This is a genomic window from Shewanella sp. YLB-07 (assembly GCF_009377275.1).
This window is the reverse complement of sequence record NZ_VOQB01000018.1, coordinates 74,665-94,891: the sequence shown is the minus strand read 5'-3', so window position 1 is coordinate 94,891 and position 20,227 is coordinate 74,665. Positions and strand designations below refer to the sequence as shown.

Sequence of the window (20,227 nt, the reverse complement as noted above, 5' to 3'; positions counted from 1 at the left end):
AACCTTATTCGTCTTCTGAAATACTGATTGATAAACTAGATGTAGCTTTGGTGAGCGCCAGTTGCGCGCCTACTTTACGAGCAACCTCACGATAGATTGCCGACACATCACTGTCGGGATCGGCAACGACCGTTGGCACGCCCTTATCAACATCTTCACGTATGTTGAGCTTAAGTGGCAATTCACCTAATAGGGGGACATGGTAACGCTCGGCCATCTTGCTGCCGCCATGGCTGCCAAATGGATGTTCTTTATGGCCACACTCACTGCAGACATGAAAGCTCATGTTCTCGACGATACCCAGTACAGGAATATTCACCTTCTGAAACATGTTGATGCCTTTCTTAGCATCGGCTAAGGCAATATCCTGGGGAGTCGTCACTATGATGGCCCCTGTGACGGGCACCTTCTGTGACAAGGTGAGCTGAATATCGCCGGTTCCCGGTGGCATATCGATAATTAAATAATCGAGTTCAGGCCACTGTGTCTCATTGAGAAGTTGAGCGAGTGCGCCTGCCGCCATAGGACCACGCCACACAGCGGCCTCTTCTTGACCAAGCATAAATCCAATCGATTGCGCCACAAGGCCGTGAGCCTCTGCAGCAGTCATCATCTTGCCATCGGGAGACACAGGTTTAAAATCGCTAACTCCCAACATCAAGGGAATAGAAGGCCCATAGATGTCGGCATCTAAGATGCCCACCTTGGCGCCTTCGGCGACTAGCGCTAAGGCTAAGTTAACCGCTGTGGTCGATTTACCCACCCCACCTTTACCCGACGCTACCGCAATCACTTGCTTCACATTAGCAAGAGGTTCGACGGCGCCGATGGCAGAGATAGCAGCCGGTTGAAAATCGATTTCACATTCGACTTCATCGATAGCATCTAACACGGCCAACTTCTTGGTGATGGCCATCACAGTGTCGCGGTATTGAGTCATACATGGGTAAGGGTAGACAAGCCCGAGAAGCAATCGCTTCCCCTCGATGTCGAGTTTGTGAACACATCCGGCACTGACTAAACCTTGTGCTAAATATGGATCTTGATAAGCGTCTAAGATGGCCAAAACAGGCCCAAGAAGATCGTCACTGAGACGATAGTGCTGAGAAGCTGAAGACAAAAGTGCTACCCCCTATAAATAATTTGCCCAAGTGTACCAGAAATCGGGGTAAATATTCGGGTAGTTTTAACCCACTTAAACTCACTTTTGATGAAACTCTCAGAAGGATCGGTTAGTATCTATGCCATTCTTTATGGGCCCCTAACTGATTTTGAGACAAGATGGCAAATTCACAACGTAAAATCCTAGTCACCAGTGCACTTCCCTACGCCAATGGACCTATTCATTTAGGCCATATGCTCGAATATATCCAGACTGATATCTGGTCACGATTCCAAAAACTTCGTGGCCACGAATGTCACTATATATGTGCAGATGATGCCCATGGCACACCAATTATGCTTAAGGCTCAACAGCTAGGCATAGAGCCGGAAGAGATGATTGCTCAGGTGAATAAAGAGCATCAACAGGATTTTGCTGACTTCAATATTCAGTTCGACAACTTCCACAGTACCCACAGCGTTGAGAACCGTGAATTAGCCAGTGAGATATACCTCAAACTGCGCGACTCAGGTTACATTGAGACGCGCACTATCTCTCAGTTATTCGACCCTGAAAAGTCTATGTTCTTGCCAGACCGTTTCGTAAAAGGCACTTGCCCTAAGTGTAAGAGCGAAGACCAGTACGGTGATAACTGCGACAACTGCGGCGCAACCTACAGCCCAACAGACATGATTAATCCCAAGTCTGCCGTCTCAGGTGCTACCCCAATCATGAAAGACTCGGAGCATTTCTTCTTCGACCTGCCGGCTTTTGAAGGCATGCTCAAGGAGTGGACCCGTTCTGGAGCCTTGCAAGATGAAGTGGCCAATAAGCTAAACGAATGGTTCGAACAAGGCCTGCAACAGTGGGATATCAGCCGGGATGCGCCTTATTTCGGTTTCGAAATACCCGATGCTCCAGGTAAGTATTTTTACGTCTGGCTAGATGCACCTATCGGCTACATGGGCTCATTTAAAAATCTGTGTGATAGACGTGAAGACTTAAACTTCGATGATTTCTGGGCGAAGGACTCAACCGCCGAAGTTTATCACTTCATAGGTAAAGATATCATCAACTTCCACAGCTTATTCTGGCCAGCCATGCTTGAAGGCGCAGGCTACCGTAAGCCGACCCATGTTTATGCTCATGGTTATGTGACGGTCAATGGCGCTAAGATGTCAAAGTCGAAAGGCACCTTCATCAAGGCCCGTACCTATCTGGATAACTTAGACCCTGAATACTTGCGTTACTACTACGCCGCTAAGCTGAGCCACCGCATCGACGATCTCGATCTTAACCTCGAAGATTTCGCGCAGCGAGTCAACTCAGATCTCGTGGGTAAACTGGTCAACTTAGCATCACGTACCGCTGGTTTTATCACTAAACGCTTCGATGGCAAGCTGGCGAACGTTGCCGACACCACGCTAGAGCAAGTGTTTCTAAGTAAACAAGACGTCATAGCCGACCTCTATGAGGGCCGTGAATTCGGTAAGGCCATGCGTGAAATCATGGCACTGGCCGATTTGGCTAATGCTTACGTTGCCGATGCAGCGCCTTGGCAGTTGATCAAGCAAGAAGATAAGCAAGAGGAAGCCCATCAGGTTTGTTCTAACGCACTTAACTTGTTCCGCATCCTGGTGACTTACCTCAAACCTGTACTGCCAAAATTGGCAGACGATGTTGAAGCCTTCCTGCAATTCCCTATCACTTGGGATAACTTGAATGCCGACCTGGCAGGACATGAGATAGCTAAATTTAAGGCCCTAATGCAAAGGGTAGAGATGAAAAGCATCGAAGCTATCATAGAAGCCTCGAAAGAGAATTTGCTCGTGACTACCGATACGCCAAAAACAGCGGATAGTGCAGCAACAGCAAGTAAAGCAGACTCTAATGATGCTCCAGCGAGTGGCAACCACTTAGAAGACGATCCTATCTCGGCAGAGATAAGCTTCGAAGACTTCGCCAAAATCGACCTGCGTATCGCCCGTATCGCAAAAGCCGAGCACGTCCCCGAAGCGAACAAGCTGTTGAAGCTGCAGCTAGACCTTGGCGGCGAGACTAAACAAGTGTTTGCTGGTATAAAGTCGGCCTACTCTCCTGAAGAGCTCGAAGGCAAGCTTACTGTGATGGTAGCCAACCTTGCACCACGTAAGATGCGTTTTGGCATCTCGGAAGGCATGGTAGTTGCGGCGGGGCCAGGTGGTAAAGACTTGTGGATCTTAGAGCCTCATGAAGGCGCACAACCGGGTATGCGCGTTAAGTAAACTTAACGCTATGTCTCAAAAATCAGGCCGCACTCAGTGCGGCCTTTTTTTATTTCTGCGTTAGAGACTTATATGGATAGATCTTACTCTATCGGCAGTTTATGATCCCTGCCCCACTGTGCCCAAGAACCATCGTAAAGGACATTGTGATGATAACCCGCCTCTACCGATGCCAAGATCAAAATGCAGGCGGTGATCCCTGATCCGCAGCTGAAAACACGCTGAGTGTCTTGCTCATTTGCAAGTCCAGCAAAAATCTGTTGTAGTTCTTCTGCGGTTTTTAGACCATGGCCAGCTAAGACTTGAGAGAAAGGAAGATTGACAGAGTTTGGGATATGACCGCTGCGTACGCCTTCTCTGGGCTCCGGTGCCTGGCCTGAAAAACGCCCCGCTCCGCGTGCATCGAAAATACTCGTCTCTTTATCCGACAGCTTATCCAGCAGGTAAGTTGAATCGCATACCCAAGCATCCTGCACATTCACCTTAAGCTCACAGCCACTCTTTATAATTGAATCGACTGACGCTGAATCGACTAGCGTTGAAGATGAAAAACGTTCAGCAGTCACTCTGTTATCGGCTAACCATTGAGGTAAGCCGCCATCGAGCACATAAACATGATCAAACCCCATCACCTTGAAGATCCACCAGGCCCTGGGAGATGAGTAAATACCTTGATTGTCATAAATCACCACCTGACTAGTCTGAGTAATTCCTAGTTCAGAGGTAATTTCAATAAACTGCGCTGTCGTTGGAAATGCATGAGTCTGGTTTGATGTCAGATCGCAAAGTTCATTTTCGAGATCGAGTTTCTTGGTACCAGGAATACAGCTGAATGTATCATAGAGGATCGGTGATTTTCCTACGACCTTTTCCATGCTCGCATCCAGCACGATGAGATTATCATTATCCAAGTGTTGTTCGAGCCACTGCGCCGTGACCAGAGGAGACGTTATCGTTTGTTTCATTCAATTCTTCTTTTATCTAATCTAATGAGTAAACAGATACTTAAGTGGAATATCTGAGCGATAATGTGCGCCTTTAGATAAACGCATCGACTTGAGCAAGGGCCATATGCAACAGGGGGAACGGCTTACCTTGGCTATCCGTTGGTGAACGTCCCACAAGTTTAAACCCAACATGCTCATAAAACCCTAAGGCTTGAGGGTTTTGCTCGTTTACATCCACCTTAGTTGCGCCCTGATATTTAACCGCATAAGTCACTAATGCTGCGCCTATGCCACAGCCCATACTTTGAGGCGCAATAAACAGCATCTCAATATTACCATCAGCAACACCACAAAATCCCAGGATGTTCCCGGCTGTATCCTTGACGCATCGCAAATCGACAGCATCGAAGTAGTGAGCCAAAATTAATGGCTTCAAAGCAGCAATATCTTGCTCACTCAAGAAGTCATGACTCTGGCGCACTGAAGTCTCCCAGACCTTAAGGAGAACTTCATGGTCTGTTTTTATGGCTGGTTCAATTTTCATATCGTGATTGGACTCATTAGGCATTCAAATAATTCGTATCATTACATCTTCATCTGCACCAGTTCCGATACTTCCAGGGAACCACCAATATCAAGGAAGGGACAAGCTTTCGCATGGCCCAGCGCCTCTTCCATGGACTCAACCTGGATAAGGGTAAATCCAGACATATTTGTCGTACCACCACTGGTCACCGAACCATCAGAATTAACGGTATGAAACTGTTTCAAAGGATTGGCAGGACTCAGCGCCGCACTTCCCAGTGAGGCTAACCAAGTCTTATATTTTGCAAAGTGCTGCTTGCCCTCTTCAGGGGTCGAAGGTGGATTACCACCAAGGTAGGTGATCATATATTGAGGCATAAGGGGATCCTTCCTTGAGCGTTAACTATCCACTCTAGTATAAAAAGCATCAAATCAAAAGCTTGCCATCACCACTCATTTCACAATCTAAAAGCACTTAAATACACCGAGGCCAAACACAAGTCTTCAAACTGGTTCTTCGATTGATAGTGGTTGCAAAATGTATAGGGCTCCACCAAAGCATCAGTAAATAATCAGTCAGACCGATGAAAAAGAGAGCGACCAAGTAAGCAGCTCCCTTCATGGAGTCTACGAAGGGGAACCCTAAAAATATCGGTGAATAGAAAGACAACCACTGCAGAAAGCTGTACAGATTTGACACTCTAAACTAAAAAAACATGACGCCAAAACCTGTCACAGCGTTAATTCCCTATTGAACAGGTACTCCGGAGGCCTGCCATGCACCTGTGTTATAAAGCGGCACGGTCGATAAGGCGTGTTTATGGCTACCTTGAGTCTCTTTGGTAGAATATGAAAGATACAGTAGTGTTTGGTTTTCTGCATCATAGATGCGGCGCACTTTCAGCGATTTAAACAAGATACTCAATGATTGCTTAAAGATGACTTCACCATTCTTACTCTTATCGATAGCCGCAATTTCTTGCGCCGATATCGGACCGGTCTGACGACACGAGATGCTCATATCCGATGGATCGGCTAGACTCAGGTTCGCTTCTATACGGCTAATATGACAAGTGACGCCCGGGAGTTTTGGATCATGACGTGCATCTATTATCACATCTTTAGTGGTAAACAAGCCCAGGCTAACCTTGGCCACATCGTCGCCGCCACAGGCTGTGAGGCAAAACAAGATAAACCCTGCTGCGATGACTTTCCCAGACATTATTCCAGGCATAGCTCCAAACTGGTTTCCAATTTTCATTTTTTCTCCTCTTTAAATACTCTCTGTGCCCAGCGGGTTAAGCCTGCCGTGACACTGCCGAAATGGTCGCCGACAACAATCGGGATATCCGGATGTAAACCGGCAATTTTATCGTAGATAGCCGGACTTCTTGCAGTACCGCCTGTCACATAGATTACATCCGGCGACACACCTGCCACGTTAAGTGCTTGCTGCATCAAGGACTGTATTTTGGCGCTGGGTACGGCAATGGCCTCACTAAACAATTTTCGGCTCACCTCGGCGTTAAGCTGTGGGCAGATATAATCTAATTTAGATGTGACCGAATCTGCATCTGTTAACCCTATCTTAGCCTGCTCAGCACTGCGAACGATACGGTAACCTAACTGCTCTTGCTGAACCTTGAGTAACCTTTTAAGTAACTCAGGTTTTTCGGCATCATGAATCAAGTCTTCTATCAATTTACGTGAACTCAGTGACACGAAGTCTCGTTGTGCACTGATATCATTAACTGCAACGGCATTCCAAAATGGCTTGCTCGGCACAGGCAGGCCGTTAACCATGTGGCAGCCCAATCCGAGATGGCTCATAAAGGCTTTCATCGATAGGGCAATATCCAAATCATTGCCGCCCACTCGTTGCCCGCTATGACCTAAGAAGTCCTGACTGCGTTGACTGGTATTTATATGTGACGGTCCCATTCGCACCACTGAGCAATCTGTGGTACCGCCGCCAACATCGACCACCAGCACCACCTTATCTTCAGTCAGGCTCGCCTCATAATCCATGCCCGCTGCTAGGGGTTCAAACAGAAAGTCTACATCGGTAAATCCGGCTCGTTTCGCCGCTAACCTCAATATCGACTCGGCCTGTTGATTACTTTCTTCACCACCTATGGCCTGAAAATTAACGGGTCTGCCAATAACTGCATGGGTTATCACGCCTTTATTATTGAGCCCGGAATCAGACTCGGCAATCGACTTTACATGTAGCATCATCATGGTGACGATATCTTCAAATAAGGCGATTTGATCGACTCTGAGTCCACTGGCACCCAGAAACGATTTTGGCGAGCGGACATAAAATCCCTCTTCGGGCATATCTAAGTAGGCCTTGACTGCTTGTTCGCCGACAAATACCGCTTGTTCATCACTATCGAGATCTAGTTCACGACGTGCTTGCTGTGCTCGGCTAAGTTGAGCACCACGTAATTTAGCGAAGTTGGCTCTTAAATGCTGCGGCATCTGTTGGTACACAGCTTCGGCTATAAGCTCCCTGTCTAGGGCATAAAGCGTCGAGGTCAGATATTTCGAATCCGCCGACAAGGGTAATAATCGTACATCGTTCTCATCCATGACACCTATGGCACAGTTGGCACTACCATAATCAAAACCAACAAACATTCACTCGCCCCAAAAATTTAAATAATCGGTTAAACAGAAAAAATTAACAGATAAAGATAAAAAGCCGTGAAAAATACCACAGATTGTGAGGAGTAAAAAGCGGAATCATACCAATCGGTATAAGAAAGTGGCCAACTCAGAGTTATTTTTGGCTGTATAATTCAAGGCGGATGAGTGAGGGAATGGTATCCCTTTTGAACTCATTCAACACAGAAGTAGGCTGCCAAAAACACTCCTGAAAGGCGAGTTTTAGCACTTCCGATCGGCGTTAACGAGCTTAAACGTAGAATAACTATGTTCCTCACTCGTTGCCTTGCTTCTGAAGCGCTAAACTCTCGCTGAGTGACCACACCTTTATACCGATTGGTATTATATCTATAGACTCGTTTGCTGACACACTTCTGTATTCCTTAACAGCTGATGTCAGCAAAGATGGACACTTAGGGTATCATCCACATGTGATCTAAAAGTGACTGAGGTAACTTTTGTCATAACAGTTATCATAATCGCCAAACTTAGGTGTCCCTATAGGCTCACCGATAAGATCGGCCAGTAGCGTCCCCGAGAGTAAGGGCGTATATTGCAGATGATTAATCTTAATCAGGTGGCAGTGATCGCCGGCTTCGATATAGACCATATCTTCATCAATTAAACGTTTATCCAGCATCATCTTGATGCCATATGCCTCGGCCAATCCTGGAATGGCCCCCTCATCACAGTCATGAAATAATGCCTGTAGATCTTGCTCATTGGCTAATTGATACACTTCACCCATCACTTCACTCACCTTCAATATCGATAACCTATGTCCCGAGCCAATACCGGCCAACATATAATCGCCCTCACCATTGACCAACAACACAGCTTTTATGACCTGGGCACTAGGAAGATGAGCCGATGCAGAAGAGTCCAGAGAAGAGAGAGTCTTACGATGCTTGACGATGGAATAGTCGACCCTATTGTGGTTAAGAAATGATGCCAAAGTGATCGCGATACCCATATATACCTCCTTGACCGAGTCGAAACGCTAAGCCGCTGATATGCACTTAAGACAACATCTGTTAGCGTTACTTCCGGATCAAAATAGAAGATGAATCCATTCTTTTAGTATAGTTAAGTCAGCGTCGGTTCACTCAAACCAATTTCATTAAGCAGACACGAATTATTTTGGCTAGACTTTACAATAATGGCTGTGAAGTTCTCCTATGATGATTCGCTTTCGAACGATAACAGATCCTTTCAATGCAATGCTCTCTATTGCATTGTTTCTTCTATTATTTTTTTCAACTTCATCCCTCGCCAGCATCGAGGCTTCATCACAGACACAAACCGGCAACTCAACTGAAATCCCGGTACTCACCATTAAAGGCGCCATAGGTCCCGCCATAAGCGACTACTTAACCAGTGAGATGACTATAGCCAATCAGGATGGTGCACCTCTGGTGATCATCATCATAGATACTCCAGGAGGCTTAGTCTCTAGTCTACGTGACATCAATCAGGCCATACTCAACTCTCAAGTACCCATCGCCTGCCTCGTTCATCCCGCAGGGGCCAGAGCCGCCAGTGCGGGTACCTATATCTTGTACGCTTGTCATATTGCAGCCATGGCACAGGCAACCACCTTAGGGGCGGCAACTCCCGTCAGTATTGGGGGCTCTCCCAAAGCCCCTCAAGACAAGGATGATAATAAGACAAGTTCGCCCTCAGCCATGGAAAAGAAGATCCTCAATGACTCCATCGCCTATATTCGCTCTCTCGCCCAATTGCGTGGCCGCAACGAGGAGTGGGCCGAACTAGCAGTCAAAGAGGCCGCAACCTTAACCGCACAAGAAGCGTTAGAGAAAAATGTCATCGATCTTATGTCAAACTCTACAGCAGACTTAATCAAGCAGCTCGATGGATGGGAGGTGAGCATCAATCAGGAGCCTTATTTACTTGATCTCTCACAGGCCAAATTGACTCCAATAAAGCCGGACTGGCGCAACCAATTTATAGCGACTATCACTAACCCTAATATCGCCTACATACTCATGTTAATTGGTGTCTACGGCCTCATTCTGGAGTTTTACAGCCCAGGCATAGGCGTGGCAGGTGTCACAGGTGCCATCGCTCTGGTTATCGCCATGTACGCCTTTCAGATGTTACCGGTTAATTATGCGGGCTTACTCCTGCTGATGTTAGGCATAGGCTTGATGATCGCCGAAGCCATGGTGCCTAGTTTTGGCATCTTCGGCATAGGCGGCGTAATCGCGTTTGCACTGGGCTCTGTGTTTCTTATCGATACCAAACATGCCCAATTTCAAGTTTCCTTGCCCGTTATCGCCGCCGTCACAGCGGTGAGTGCGGCATTTATGATCTTCTGCTTAGGGTACCTCTGGCGCTCACGGCATAACAAAATTGTCAGTGGCCAGGAAGCCATCGTGGGCGCCGAAGCCAAGGTGCTGGAAGACTTTATCGATCACGGTTTTGTATTACTCGGCGGTGAACGTTGGGCGGCCATATCTGATACCCCCTTACAAAAAGATCAACTGGTTCAAGTCGAGCAGGTCGACGACTTGACCCTAATTCTAGGGCAAGCCATCGACAAAAAAACTGACCTTAATCCAGGTCCTAATAACAATATCGAAGCAGAAGGAGAAAAATAATGGATCCCATCTTGCCCAGCGGCGCCATGTTTGGCCTAGCCGTACTGGTGTTGATATTAGCAATAATACTCAGCGCCTTTCGAATTCTAAGGGAATATGAACGCGGGGTTATCTTCCTGCTCGGACGATTCTATCGGGTCAAGGGCCCAGGGCTAATCATAGTCATTCCCATCATCCAACAGATGGTCAGAGTCGATCTGAGAACCATAGTGATGGATGTACCCACCCAAGATGTGATCAGCAGAGATAATGTCTCTGTTAGAGTCAACGCCGTTATCTATTTTCGAGTACTGGACTCCCAAAAAGCCATTATCAATGTTGAAGACTATCTACAAGCTACGTCTCAACTGGCTCAAACTACGCTTAGATCTGTACTTGGACAACACGAGCTCGATGAGATGTTAGCCAATAGAGATATGCTCAATACCGACATTCAGAGCATTCTAGACTCCCGTACCGATGGCTGGGGGATCAAGGTGTCTAATGTTGAGATAAAGCATGTTGATCTTAATGAAACCATGGTCAGGGCCATAGCCAAACAGGCAGAGGCCGAGCGTACCCGACGAGCTAAGGTGATTCATGCCTCGGGTGAGATGGAAGCCTCAGCCAAGCTAGTTGAAGCAGCCGCTAAACTGGCACAAGAACCTAACGCCATCTTACTCAGGTACCTGCAAACGCTAACAGAAATAGCCAGCGAAAAAAATTCAACCATACTGTTTCCCCTGCCCATGGAGCTATTGCAGGGAGTACTGAACAAAAATAGCAAAGAGGTCAAAAAGAAAACCGATAAGAGCAGCGATTGATAATATCAAGCCTTATAAAAAAACCAGCCAATAAAAAAGCCGTCTGAGACGGCTTTTTGCAGCATATACAGAGGTATTAGTCGCCCGATACAGGGTTAATAATCTCATAATGCTAATTAACTATAGCAAGTAATTTATACTCTGCAGTGTTAACCGATTTATTTTTTATTCAGTTCCAGCTGAGCTTGCTTCAAGCTCTCTTTCTCACTGCGGCGAGACTGGATAACGGCTTTTACATCACTGCCTATATGGGCTTCACCGCGCTTTTCGGCGAGCTGCATCTGACGTTCTCGCTCTTCGAAGCGCTGACGTTGCTTGTCTGAGATTGACGCTATGCAATGTGGACAACTCACCCCCTGAACATAAGCCTCACTGGCTTTCTCACTGGCTGTAATTGGCATGCGACAAGCATTACACTGGTCGTACTGACCTTTCTCTAAGTCATGGTTAACCGCGACTCGATTATCGAACACGAAGCACTCACCTTGCCAAAGACTCTCTTCTGGCTCAACTTCTTCCAGGTATTTAAGCACACCGCCTTCTAGGTGATATACCTCATCGAAGCCTTGCTCCTTGAGGTAAGCCGTCGACTTCTCACAACGGATCCCGCCGGTACAGAACATGGCGACTTTCTTATGTTTGGCCGGATCTAAATTCTCTTTTACGTACGCAGGAAATTCTCTGAATGTATTTGTCTTCGGATCGACCGCATTCTTGAAGGTGCCAATCTGCACCTCATACTCGTTGCGGGTATCGACTAAAATAACGTCGGGATCTGAGATCAACTTGTTCCAGTCTTGAGGCTTCACATAAGTGCCAACCACTTTGAGGGGATCTATGCCCTCGACGCCCATGGTCACTATCTCTTTCTTTAATTTGACTTTGGTGCGGTAAAACGGCATATCATCATCGAAAGACAGCTTATGCACAATATTGTCTAAGCCCGGCTGAATATTCAACCAACTGAGCAGATTATCGATAGCGTCTTGGGAACCGGCAACCGTGCCATTGATGCCTTCACTGGCGAGTAACAAGGTGCCCTTGATACCTGTATCAATCATGGCATTAAGCAATGGCTTCTGAATAGATTCAAAATGTGGCAGAGAAACAAACTTATATAGGGCACAAACGACAACTTGGGACATATCAACCTCAATGCTGGCAGGAGCTTAATCTCCAGCGCATCTTAAAAAATAGTAACAATCCGGCCCACATTTGAGCCAGGTAACAAAATCGCGAGGAATTTTACCTGAGTCACACCCCAATAAACAGATAAAAAGTAAGCTTACTCATAAAATGCTAATTTTCGTCCACTCTCCCGGTTTTTATTCGTTGTCATTTTTCTTCAGTCGGTTAAGAATAACGACCATAATCATGTATAAATGAAATCACACCTATGTCCTTACCCACCCTCTATTCCTTCAGACGTTGCCCTTATGCGATGCGCGCTCGTTTAGGTATTTTACTTTCGGGGACTTCTGTCTCTTTACGTGAAATACTCCTTAAACATAAACCCGAGCCCATGTTAGCGGCTTCACCTAAAGGCACGGTTCCCGTACTTATCTTACAAGATGGTAGCATCATAGATGAGAGCCTGGACATCATGGGCTGGGCGCTGGGGCTGAACGACCCTCACAACCTCTTACTTACCAATAATCCTCAGCGACAAGAACAAGCTAAAACCTTAATTGACAACAATGACAATGAGTTCAAATCTTGGCTGGATAAGTATAAATATGCCGACAGACACCCTGAGCAGAGTGAAATTTTTTACCGCGCAGAAGGTGAAAAGTTTATCGCCCAACTTGAACATTTGTTGGGGAAACATCAGCAGCTGTTAAGTGATTCTGCCAGTATCGCCGATTTTGCCATCTTCCCTTTTATTCGCCAATTTGCCGGGGTCGACAGAACTTGGTTCAACCAGGCTCCCTACCCAAACGTGCAGCGCTGGTTAGCCTGTCACCTCGAGAGCCCAATATTTGCCAGTATTATGGAAAAATACCCAACCTGGCTCGACAGCAATGAAGAATTTATCTTTGGCGATTAATAAGGCAATAAGTTAAAGTTAAAATAATATCAATATAACAAGGAGATACACATGACATGGACAACCCGAGGGATTTCTATCGAGCAATTGGACGACTTAGTCCATTTATTCGATCAATACATGGTATTTTACGGCAAAGAGTCACAGCCGCAGAAGTATCGTGATTACCTGCAGCAGAGGTTGAGTCAAAATGAAGCCCATGTCTATATCGCTTATGACCCAGACAATCGCCCCCTGGGTTTCGTGTTAAATTATCTTTCCTTCTCCTCTGTGTCTCTAGGAAAAGTAGTGATACTCAACGACCTATTCGTCATAGAGAGTCATAGAAAGAAGGGCATTGCCAATCAACTAATCCATTGCTCCATAGGTTTAGCCCTGGAAATAAACGCTATAAAGGTGGATCTGGGCACAGCTCAAGATAACTATAGTGCCCAAGCCTTATATAAAAAATTGGGGTTTATCAGGGACACGCAATTCTTCTCCTATAGTTTAAGCACCTAATGCCGATTGGCATAAATACGCCATTAGTGTGATTTTCTGCGTTTATTTCTGACACTCCATGTAGGACATCGAGACACCAGTTCTGCCAGTGTCCCTCTTTGGTCTCTGTCCCATCGAGACTAGTGCACCACCATAGGGATCGAGGCGATCAATAAAAAGCCCATTCCCCAATTGAAATGCATCCGACGCTTGGCGGTATTGAGTTTATTTCGTATAGCGGCACCGATAAACACCCAGGTAAAGGAAGCCGGGAAACCAACCAGATTAAACACCAGCATGCCCAATATGGCACTCAACCAGTATCCCTCCCCCGTAACGGTAAATGCACTGCACAAGGTGATGGTCGCCATCCATGATTTAGGATTGACCCATTGAAACAGTGCCGCCTCTTTGAGGCTCATGGGTCGGGAATCTTTTTTGTCCTCATCACCTGCCACCGATGAGCTTGCGACTCGATAGGCCAGATACAGCAGATAAGCGATGGACAGGTATTTCAATATTTGATGCAGCACGGGCCAACTTTCAAATAATGCGCCTAAACCTAAGAGTATCGAGAGATGCAATATGCTCTGGCCCATACGTATGCCTAAGATATGGGGGAGTGTCGCTCTCACACCAAAGTTCGCTCCCGATTGAGCCAGCAAAATATTATTAGGTCCGGGTGTCATCGTCATGGTGGCACAGAAAAACGCCGCCGATATCATTAATGCCCACAAAGATTGATCCATATACCTCTCCTATAAGACTCAGATAACTCACCGTTCAGGTAAGTCATCTGAGTCAATTACGATTCATTTAGAAAATAACTATTTTCCCCAAACCGATTGTACACATACAATAGTTGACACAATCAGCTTAGGAACGCATAATAACCACAACTAAAAATGGATCAATGGTTTTATTGTCATGGGTACAATGTGGAATCCAGACTTAGATGCCTACACCGGACCTAAGTATTTAAGGTTGTTCGAAGCGATCGAAGCGGCGATTAATCGAGGTGAACTCGAATCGGGAGTAAAGCTTCCCCCTCAGCGAAGGCTGGCGGATAATGTGGGGTTTACCATAGGCACAGTGACACGCGCCTATGCCCTGGCTGAGCAGAAGGGATTGGTCGAAGCCAGAGTCGGCGCTGGCACCTATGTTAAACCACAATTTAAGCCACAAAGGTCACAGCAACAGGCTAACTTCGCCACCTGTCAGCAACCTTTGACCAATCAGATCTCCGCCCTCAGTGACGCCCTGTCTCAGCTTGCCAAAGACCCACACAAGCTCAGTGTCTTATTGGGCTATCACCCCAATCCACTACCTGAGCAGCAGTTTGCATTCCATCAATGGTTATCTACACGCGGGATAATTCAATCCAGCGAAGATCTACTCTTTACCCATGGCGCGCAGCAAGGCATATATGTCACTCTTAACGGCTTACTTAAACCCGGTGATACTCTGCTTCACGAAGCGAACTGTTATCCGGGAATCAAACTCGCCGCTCAGCAACTAGGGCTTAATAGCTTAGGTGTGCCCTTAACTCATGATGGGCTGGATCTGGATGCTCTGACTCAGTTAGTGCTCGAACACAAGCCTAAGATGTTATACCTGACGCTAAACAATCAAAACCCGACCTGCATTCAATACAGCGATGCCCAGAGAGAAACCCTACTCGATCTGGCTCAGCAACATGATTTTTATATTATCGAAGATGATGTGAATTACTGTTTACCTGAGGAGTGGAAGGCGCCTCTCTGGAACCTTGCTCTGAGCAGAAAGAGCAAGGATTCCCCCCTGAGGGTGATCTACCTCTCCAGCCTGTCTAAATTATTCTCTGGAGGATTGAGACAAGGTTTCTTGTTGCTCCCTGAGCCCCTCAGGCCACAAATAAAGCGTGCACTCCATAGTCAATGTTGGATGATCTCACCACTCAACATAGAGTTGGCGACTCGGCTTATCTCATCCAAATCTCTGATGGGTGACAGAGAAAATCTCATCGCTCATAGGCAAAAAATGGGTATCGAGATGAGTGAAAGACTGGGACTTAAGCACAGATGGCGAGGACTCACAGGCTGGTTACAGCTCAAGTCACCGGTCAAGGCCCACCATGTAGTGACCTCCTTAGCGTCCAGTGGGATCTTGATCCGCAACGGCGACGATTTTGACAATCATGATAACTACATTCGATTGAGTATTGGCGGAGCCAGTAGCAGCGCCGAATTCGAAGCCTCCTTACTCGAAATTGAGTCTTGTATCGTAAACTTGACTCAAAATGCCTACTCCGTCATGTGAAGCCCTCTTTCAATGGAAACAATGAGAGATACTAGATAGATACAAATGCCAGACTGCATTTAGTTACAATTATCTATGCTTAAAATAAACTTAAACTTAGGTTAGTCGTGGCTAATTTTAGCAATTAGTCGTACAATAATTCTTCTCTCAGATAGCGGTTATCAAACTCGTTATCGATATCAAGAATATCCAACTAAATCTATGCAGTTAACGTTCTGATAAACAGTCTCTACACTGAACTGTTTCATCATACTTTTTCAAAGCATTTTGCTATAGCAGTAGGCTCACCGATGGATTGCCGTCGAGTAACTTGCTGTTATTGTGCAAAATTCGCAAGAAGAGTAACCCGATTTCGTCGTCTACATTTAGCCATCTAACTTGATAGTAATCATCTGTGCCTATTTAGGGCTCATTCTCACTGAATAAAGAGGTATTAGTGAAAACGGCATCCAATCAAGCAAGCCCGACAACAAATCCTGCAGCCAATTTAAACCTTGTCATCTTGATCCCCATGTTGTCAGCGATAATCGCAATCACACCGTTAGCTATTGATCTTTATCTGCCCGCCATGGCAACAATTGCCGCGAGTTTCCATACCGATATCACTATGGTACAGCAATCACTCAGTATCTATTTAGCAGGATACGCATTAGGCATGCTCTGTTTTGGTCCTCTGGCCGATCGAGTTGGCCGCCGACCCCTGGTCATTGTAGGCCTCACAGGCTTTGCCTTAATGAGCTTTCTACTTGCCTTTGTCACCAGTATCGAGTCATTTTTAGCCCTCAGATTCGGTCAGGCGTTCATCGGCGCTGCCGCTACTGTCGTCGTTCCGGGTTATATCAAAGAGGTATATGGGAAAAATACGGCTAAGGGTATGTCTTATGTCAGCCTTATCATGATGTTGGCTCCATTAATTGCCCCTAGCATAGGCAGCTTGATTTTGGAGTTTGGTGAATGGCATCTCATCTTTTTCATCTTAGGTTTCTATGCAATGATCATGCTGATTTTGGTATTTTGGAAGTTGAAAATGCCCAGCGATACAGATTTAAGCCAGCGTAGCCAAAAATCTTTTTTCGGGGCCTATGCCGTGGTCTTTACTAAACCGGGAGTCAAACTTCACATCGCCAGTGGCGTACTGACTTCCTTTGCATTCTTCTGTTACCTGACGGCTTCTCCATTTGTCTATATGGAGGTCTTCGGCTTAGATAAATCCCTGTTTGCCATCTTGTTTAGCACCAATGTCGGCGCTCTGATGCTGGCCAATATCGTCAATAGCCGCATTGTCGTTCGTTATGGTTCACGCAGAATGCTCAAGGTGGCCACCTTGCTGGCTATCTTCGCTGGCTCAGCCCTCTTCACGGTGAATTGGCTGGGAATGAGTTATCACTTTACCGTGATCACTCTACTGCCATTTATGGCATGCCTCGGAGTAATGTCTGTCAATGCAGATGCTATTGTCTTGATGCAGTTCCAACAAGAGACGGGGACGGCCACCGCAGTCGTTGGCACCTTGAGGTTTGGTTTCGGCGCGGTAGCTGGTCCTCTATTAGCCCTGTTTTACACAGGTACTGCAGTGCCTTTCTCCGCCTTAATGCTAAGTGCGGTTATCTTGGTCGCTATTTGTCAGTTCTTTGCTCACCGGCGCTGCCTGAGCGATTTAACACCTGAGAGTTAATCTTGGTTATACTGTAGAAATAGGCTTCTTATGCTCAACCTCAGCATAAGGGGCCATTTTTATCATTTATTTATATGCAAGCACCTGAAAATACAACCAATCCCATATGCACAATAATCAAGCTTGCTCACTCCATTCGATAATTACTCATCAAGATACTCTTGATTTACTCACTAAAATTCACTTTATTAGCATTATCTGCATCTTTAACGCTATTTTTTCTCATAAACGACGTTATTTAAAAATAATACTTGAATAGATCTGCTTTTTTTATATGATGAAATTCTGTTCATTTGAAACAGGTGTCGCGCCTTACAGGGTGAAATCAACTTTAAACCAAAAGTTATTCGACATTTCGAGAGTGAGGATCACCATCCACGCTCATATTATTCAAGCGATTACCGTCGCTGTTGCAAGATACTGCATACCGTAGCGGTAACTTATGAGGGTTTACAAATGGAGAAGTTATCCGGCGCCAGCATGGTCGTTCGATCTCTTATCGACGAAGGCGTAAAACATATATTTGGCTATCCTGGCGGATCTGTGCTGGATATCTATGATGCCCTTCACGAAAAATCAAAAATTGAACATATTCTTGTCCGTCACGAGCAAGCTGCCGTGCATATGGCCGATGGTTACGCTCGTTCAACCGGCGAAGTTGGTGTAGTACTAGTGACATCAGGTCCAGGTGCAACCAACACCATCACAGGTATCGCCACCGCCTATACAGATTCTATCCCACTGGTGATTATATCGGGTCAGGTTCCCAGTAACTTGATTGGTAATGACGCATTCCAGGAATGCGACATGATCGGCATCTCACGCCCTGTGGTTAAACACAGCTTCCTGGTGACCGATGCCAAAGACATTCCGACTATCATCAAGAAGGCTTTCTTTATCGCGGCCAGTGGTCGTCCGGGGCCAGTTGTCGTCGATGTGCCTAAAGACTGTATGAACCCCGAGATCTTGTATGATTATGAATATCCTAAAGATATCAGCATGCGCTCTTATAACCCAACGACTTCGGGTCATAAGGGACAAATCCGTCGCGGTTTACAAGCCCTTCTAAAAGCCAAGAAGCCCGTACTCTATGTCGGTGGCGGCGCCATCATCTCAGAGTGTGACAAGCAAATTCTAGCACTCTCAGAAAAGCTCAATATACCGGTAGTCAGTACCCTGATGGGACTCGGTGCCTTCCCGGCCAGCCACGATAACAGCTTGGGCATGCTAGGCATGCATGGCTGTTATGAAGCCAATATGGCGATGCACAATACCGATCTTATCTTCGGTATCGGCGTGAGGTTCGATGACCGCACCACCAACAATGTCGAAAAATATTGTCCTAACGCCACCATCTTACACATAGATATCGATCCATCATCTATCTCTAAGACAATCAGAGTCGATATCCCCATCGTAGGTTCAGCCGATAGCATACTCGATGAGATGTTAGCGCAACTCGCGACCAGTGGTGATACCAATGCCGATGAAGGCGCCATCGATTTTTGGTGGAGCGAGATAAATCAATGGCGTTCGCGTAAGAGTCTGGCCTATGACACCAGCTCAGATAAGATTAAACCCCAGCAAGTGATCGAAACACTGCATAAGCTCACCAATGGCGATGCCTATGTGGCATCAGATGTGGGTCAGCACCAGATGTTTGCCGCTCTCTATTACCCATTTGACAAGCCACGTCGTTGGATAAACTCCGGCGGACTGGGCACTATGGGCTTTGGACTCCCCGCCGCTATGGGCGTTAAATTTGCCCACCCCGATGCTACCGTGCTGTGCGTCACAGGTGACGGTTCCATCCAGATGAATATTCAAGAGCTATCGACGGCACTACAATACGGTATCCCGGTCAAGATCATCAACCTGAACAACCGCTTCCTCGGCATGGTGAAACAGTGGCAAGATATGATCTATTCCGGTCGTCACTCGCACTCCTATATGGATTCGGTGCCCGACTTTGCCAAAATTGCGGAAGCTTATGGCCATGTAGGCATCAGCATCAGCGATCCAGCTGAGCTCGAATCAGGACTGAAGAAGGCACTGGCGATGACAGACAAGCTGGTATTTGTCGACATACATATCGATCAGACCGAGCATGTATATCCCATGTTGATCCGCGGCGGCGCGATGAACGAGATGTGGCTGAGCAAAACGGAGAAAAGCTAATGCGTCGTATTATATCTGTATTACTGGAAAACCAACCCGGCGCTCTGTCTCGCGTCGTCGGCCTATTCTCTCAACGCGGCTACAACATCGAGAGCTTAACCGTAGCGCCCACCGATGATATTACCCTGTCTCGTCTTAACATCTGTGTGGTGGCCGATGAGGCCGTTCTGGAACAGATAGAGAAGCAATTACATAAGCTTATCGATGTTCTTAAAGTCTCAAATGTGACCGAGTCTGATCATATTGAACGTGAGATAGCCTTGATAAAAGTAAAAGCCAAAGGGAATATTCGTGATGAAATAAAGCGTACTTCTGACATTTTCCGCGGTCAGATTGTCGATATCACGGCCGAGCTTTATACCATTCAATTAACGGGTACATCCGACAAGCTGGATGCCTTTATCTGCGCAGTAGGTGAAGTAACTAAGGTCGTTGAAGTGTCTCGCTCCGGTGTTGTTGGCTTGTCACGCGGTGAGAAGGCGATGCGAGCCTAATAAGAAACATAATAGACTTGGTTTAAAAGTCAGACACTAAAAAGGGAGCATCTGCTCCCTTTTATTATGGTGATTGCGTCGAGCGATAAACGAGTACTGAGTCCAGGCAGTTGATCAATGAAA

The 20,227-nt window shown here is 46.4% G+C and carries 18 protein-coding genes; 9 read left to right on the top strand and 9 right to left on the bottom strand.

The features are described from left to right. Nucleotides 1-4: 4 nt before the first annotated feature. Nucleotides 5-1,120: an iron-sulfur cluster carrier protein ApbC gene (gene apbC / locus FS373_RS27735; protein ID WP_144046925.1), complete on the bottom strand. Its 1,116-nt coding sequence runs from the start codon at nt 1,118-1,120 to the stop codon at nt 5-7. Between the two features lie 161 nt (nt 1,121-1,281). Here apbC and metG point away from each other — a divergent pair, with 161 nt between their 5' ends. Then, entirely contained in the window at nt 1,282-3,366 is a 2,085-nt protein-coding gene (gene metG / locus FS373_RS27730) for a methionine--tRNA ligase (protein ID WP_144046926.1), read from the top strand. 83 nt (nt 3,367-3,449) lie between these two features. Here the strand turns inward: metG and FS373_RS27725 are convergent, their stop codons facing one another. The 6 genes from FS373_RS27725 to FS373_RS27700 all read right to left on the bottom strand — a co-directional run bounded on the left by FS373_RS27725 (nt 3,450) and on the right by FS373_RS27700 (nt 8,481). After that, nucleotides 3,450-4,319, bottom strand: coding sequence for a sulfurtransferase (locus FS373_RS27725; protein WP_322619578.1), 870 nt, complete (start codon nt 4,317-4,319; stop codon nt 3,450-3,452). Between the two features lie 85 nt (nt 4,320-4,404). After that, nucleotides 4,405-4,857, bottom strand: coding sequence for a GNAT family N-acetyltransferase (locus FS373_RS27720; RefSeq protein WP_144046928.1), 453 nt, complete (start codon nt 4,855-4,857; stop codon nt 4,405-4,407). Between the two features lie 41 nt (nt 4,858-4,898). Beyond that, nucleotides 4,899-5,216, bottom strand: a complete 318-nt coding sequence (locus FS373_RS27715; RefSeq protein WP_152831072.1) for a hypothetical protein — start codon at nt 5,214-5,216, stop codon at nt 4,899-4,901. A gap of 370 nt (nt 5,217-5,586) precedes the next feature. Continuing rightward, the gene (locus FS373_RS27710; protein WP_144049007.1) at nt 5,587-6,060 is read right to left on the bottom strand and encodes a CreA family protein; all 474 of its coding nucleotides are present in this window, start codon (nt 6,058-6,060) and stop codon (nt 5,587-5,589) included. Nucleotides 6,061-6,095: 35 nt separating this feature from the next. Next, nucleotides 6,096-7,481 (bottom strand): molecular chaperone, encoded by a 1,386-nt coding sequence (gene yegD / locus FS373_RS27705; protein ID WP_152831070.1) that lies wholly within the window; start codon nt 7,479-7,481, stop codon nt 6,096-6,098. 463 nt (nt 7,482-7,944) lie between these two features. Continuing rightward, nucleotides 7,945-8,481 (bottom strand): aminoacyl-tRNA deacylase, encoded by a 537-nt coding sequence (locus FS373_RS27700; RefSeq protein ID WP_144046931.1) that lies wholly within the window; start codon nt 8,479-8,481, stop codon nt 7,945-7,947. 205 nt (nt 8,482-8,686) lie between these two features. Between FS373_RS27700 and FS373_RS27695 the strand changes: the two genes are divergently transcribed. Together FS373_RS27695 and FS373_RS27690 are read left to right on the top strand one after the other, a co-directional pair. Further along, a complete protein-coding gene (locus FS373_RS27695; RefSeq protein ID WP_144046932.1) occupies nt 8,687-10,129 on the top strand; it encodes an NfeD family protein in 1,443 nt (480 codons plus the stop codon). Continuing rightward, nucleotides 10,129-10,932 (top strand): slipin family protein, encoded by an 804-nt coding sequence (locus FS373_RS27690; protein WP_152831068.1) that lies wholly within the window; start codon nt 10,129-10,131, stop codon nt 10,930-10,932. The genes FS373_RS27695 and FS373_RS27690 overlap by 1 nt, the downstream gene beginning before the upstream one ends. A 158-nt stretch (nt 10,933-11,090) precedes the next feature. Here FS373_RS27690 and FS373_RS27685 read toward each other — a convergent pair whose 3' ends face one another. Next, complete coding sequence (locus FS373_RS27685) at nt 11,091-12,077, bottom strand: rhodanese-related sulfurtransferase (protein ID WP_144046933.1); 987 nt, start codon at nt 12,075-12,077, stop codon at nt 11,091-11,093. Between the two features lie 251 nt (nt 12,078-12,328). Between FS373_RS27685 and FS373_RS27680 the strand changes: the two genes are divergently transcribed. Both FS373_RS27680 and FS373_RS27675 read left to right on the top strand, forming a co-directional pair. After that, nucleotides 12,329-12,979 (top strand): glutathione S-transferase, encoded by a 651-nt coding sequence (locus FS373_RS27680; RefSeq protein WP_152831066.1) that lies wholly within the window; start codon nt 12,329-12,331, stop codon nt 12,977-12,979. 51 nt (nt 12,980-13,030) lie between these two features. Continuing rightward, a complete protein-coding gene (locus FS373_RS27675; RefSeq protein ID WP_152831064.1) occupies nt 13,031-13,480 on the top strand; it encodes a GNAT family N-acetyltransferase in 450 nt (149 codons plus the stop codon). A gap of 119 nt (nt 13,481-13,599) precedes the next feature. On the opposite strand, the gene FS373_RS27670 is transcribed toward FS373_RS27675, so the two are convergent. Next, nucleotides 13,600-14,208 (bottom strand): LysE family translocator, encoded by a 609-nt coding sequence (locus FS373_RS27670; protein ID WP_152831063.1) that lies wholly within the window; start codon nt 14,206-14,208, stop codon nt 13,600-13,602. Between the two features lie 178 nt (nt 14,209-14,386). Here FS373_RS27670 and FS373_RS27665 point away from each other — a divergent pair, with 178 nt between their 5' ends. The 4 genes from FS373_RS27665 (at nt 14,387) to ilvN (ending at nt 20,104) form a co-directional block, all read left to right on the top strand. After that, nucleotides 14,387-15,757 (top strand): PLP-dependent aminotransferase family protein, encoded by a 1,371-nt coding sequence (locus FS373_RS27665; RefSeq protein WP_144046937.1) that lies wholly within the window; start codon nt 14,387-14,389, stop codon nt 15,755-15,757. 436 nt (nt 15,758-16,193) lie between these two features. Beyond that, nucleotides 16,194-17,432, top strand: a complete 1,239-nt coding sequence (locus FS373_RS27660; protein ID WP_144046938.1) for a multidrug effflux MFS transporter — start codon at nt 16,194-16,196, stop codon at nt 17,430-17,432. 456 nt (nt 17,433-17,888) lie between these two features. Beyond that, nucleotides 17,889-19,610, top strand: a complete 1,722-nt coding sequence (locus FS373_RS27655; protein WP_144046939.1) for an acetolactate synthase 3 large subunit — start codon at nt 17,889-17,891, stop codon at nt 19,608-19,610. After that, a complete protein-coding gene (gene ilvN, locus FS373_RS27650; RefSeq protein ID WP_144046940.1) occupies nt 19,610-20,104 on the top strand; it encodes an acetolactate synthase small subunit in 495 nt (164 codons plus the stop codon). Before FS373_RS27655 ends, ilvN begins: the two co-directional genes overlap by 1 nt. Nucleotides 20,105-20,227: the final 123 nt, after the last annotated feature.

Excerpts from the sequence above, each read along its gene's own strand:
- FS373_RS27655 (WP_144046939.1), top strand. The coding sequence starts at position 17,889 with ATGGAGAAGTTATCCGGCGCCAGCATGGTCGTTCGATCTCTTATCGAC.
- FS373_RS27690 (WP_152831068.1), top strand. The coding sequence starts at position 10,129 with ATGGATCCCATCTTGCCCAGCGGCGCCATGTTTGGCCTAGCCGTACTG.
- FS373_RS27680 (WP_152831066.1), top strand. The coding sequence starts at position 12,329 with ATGTCCTTACCCACCCTCTATTCCTTCAGACGTTGCCCTTATGCGATG.
- FS373_RS27670 (WP_152831063.1), bottom strand. The coding sequence starts at position 14,208 with ATGGATCAATCTTTGTGGGCATTAATGATATCGGCGGCGTTTTTCTGT.
- FS373_RS27720 (WP_144046928.1), bottom strand. The coding sequence starts at position 4,857 with ATGAAAATTGAACCAGCCATAAAAACAGACCATGAAGTTCTCCTTAAG.
- FS373_RS27710 (WP_144049007.1), bottom strand. The coding sequence starts at position 6,060 with ATGTCTGGGAAAGTCATCGCAGCAGGGTTTATCTTGTTTTGCCTCACA.
- yegD (WP_152831070.1), bottom strand. The coding sequence starts at position 7,481 with ATGTTTGTTGGTTTTGATTATGGTAGTGCCAACTGTGCCATAGGTGTC.
- ilvN (WP_144046940.1), top strand. The coding sequence starts at position 19,610 with ATGCGTCGTATTATATCTGTATTACTGGAAAACCAACCCGGCGCTCTG.
- FS373_RS27665 (WP_144046937.1), top strand. The coding sequence starts at position 14,387 with ATGGGTACAATGTGGAATCCAGACTTAGATGCCTACACCGGACCTAAG.
- FS373_RS27685 (WP_144046933.1), bottom strand. The coding sequence starts at position 12,077 with ATGTCCCAAGTTGTCGTTTGTGCCCTATATAAGTTTGTTTCTCTGCCA.
- FS373_RS27675 (WP_152831064.1), top strand. The coding sequence starts at position 13,031 with ATGACATGGACAACCCGAGGGATTTCTATCGAGCAATTGGACGACTTA.
- metG (WP_144046926.1), top strand. The coding sequence starts at position 1,282 with ATGGCAAATTCACAACGTAAAATCCTAGTCACCAGTGCACTTCCCTAC.
- FS373_RS27695 (WP_144046932.1), top strand. The coding sequence starts at position 8,687 with ATGATGATTCGCTTTCGAACGATAACAGATCCTTTCAATGCAATGCTC.
- FS373_RS27715 (WP_152831072.1), bottom strand. The coding sequence starts at position 5,216 with ATGCCTCAATATATGATCACCTACCTTGGTGGTAATCCACCTTCGACC.
- FS373_RS27700 (WP_144046931.1), bottom strand. The coding sequence starts at position 8,481 with ATGGGTATCGCGATCACTTTGGCATCATTTCTTAACCACAATAGGGTC.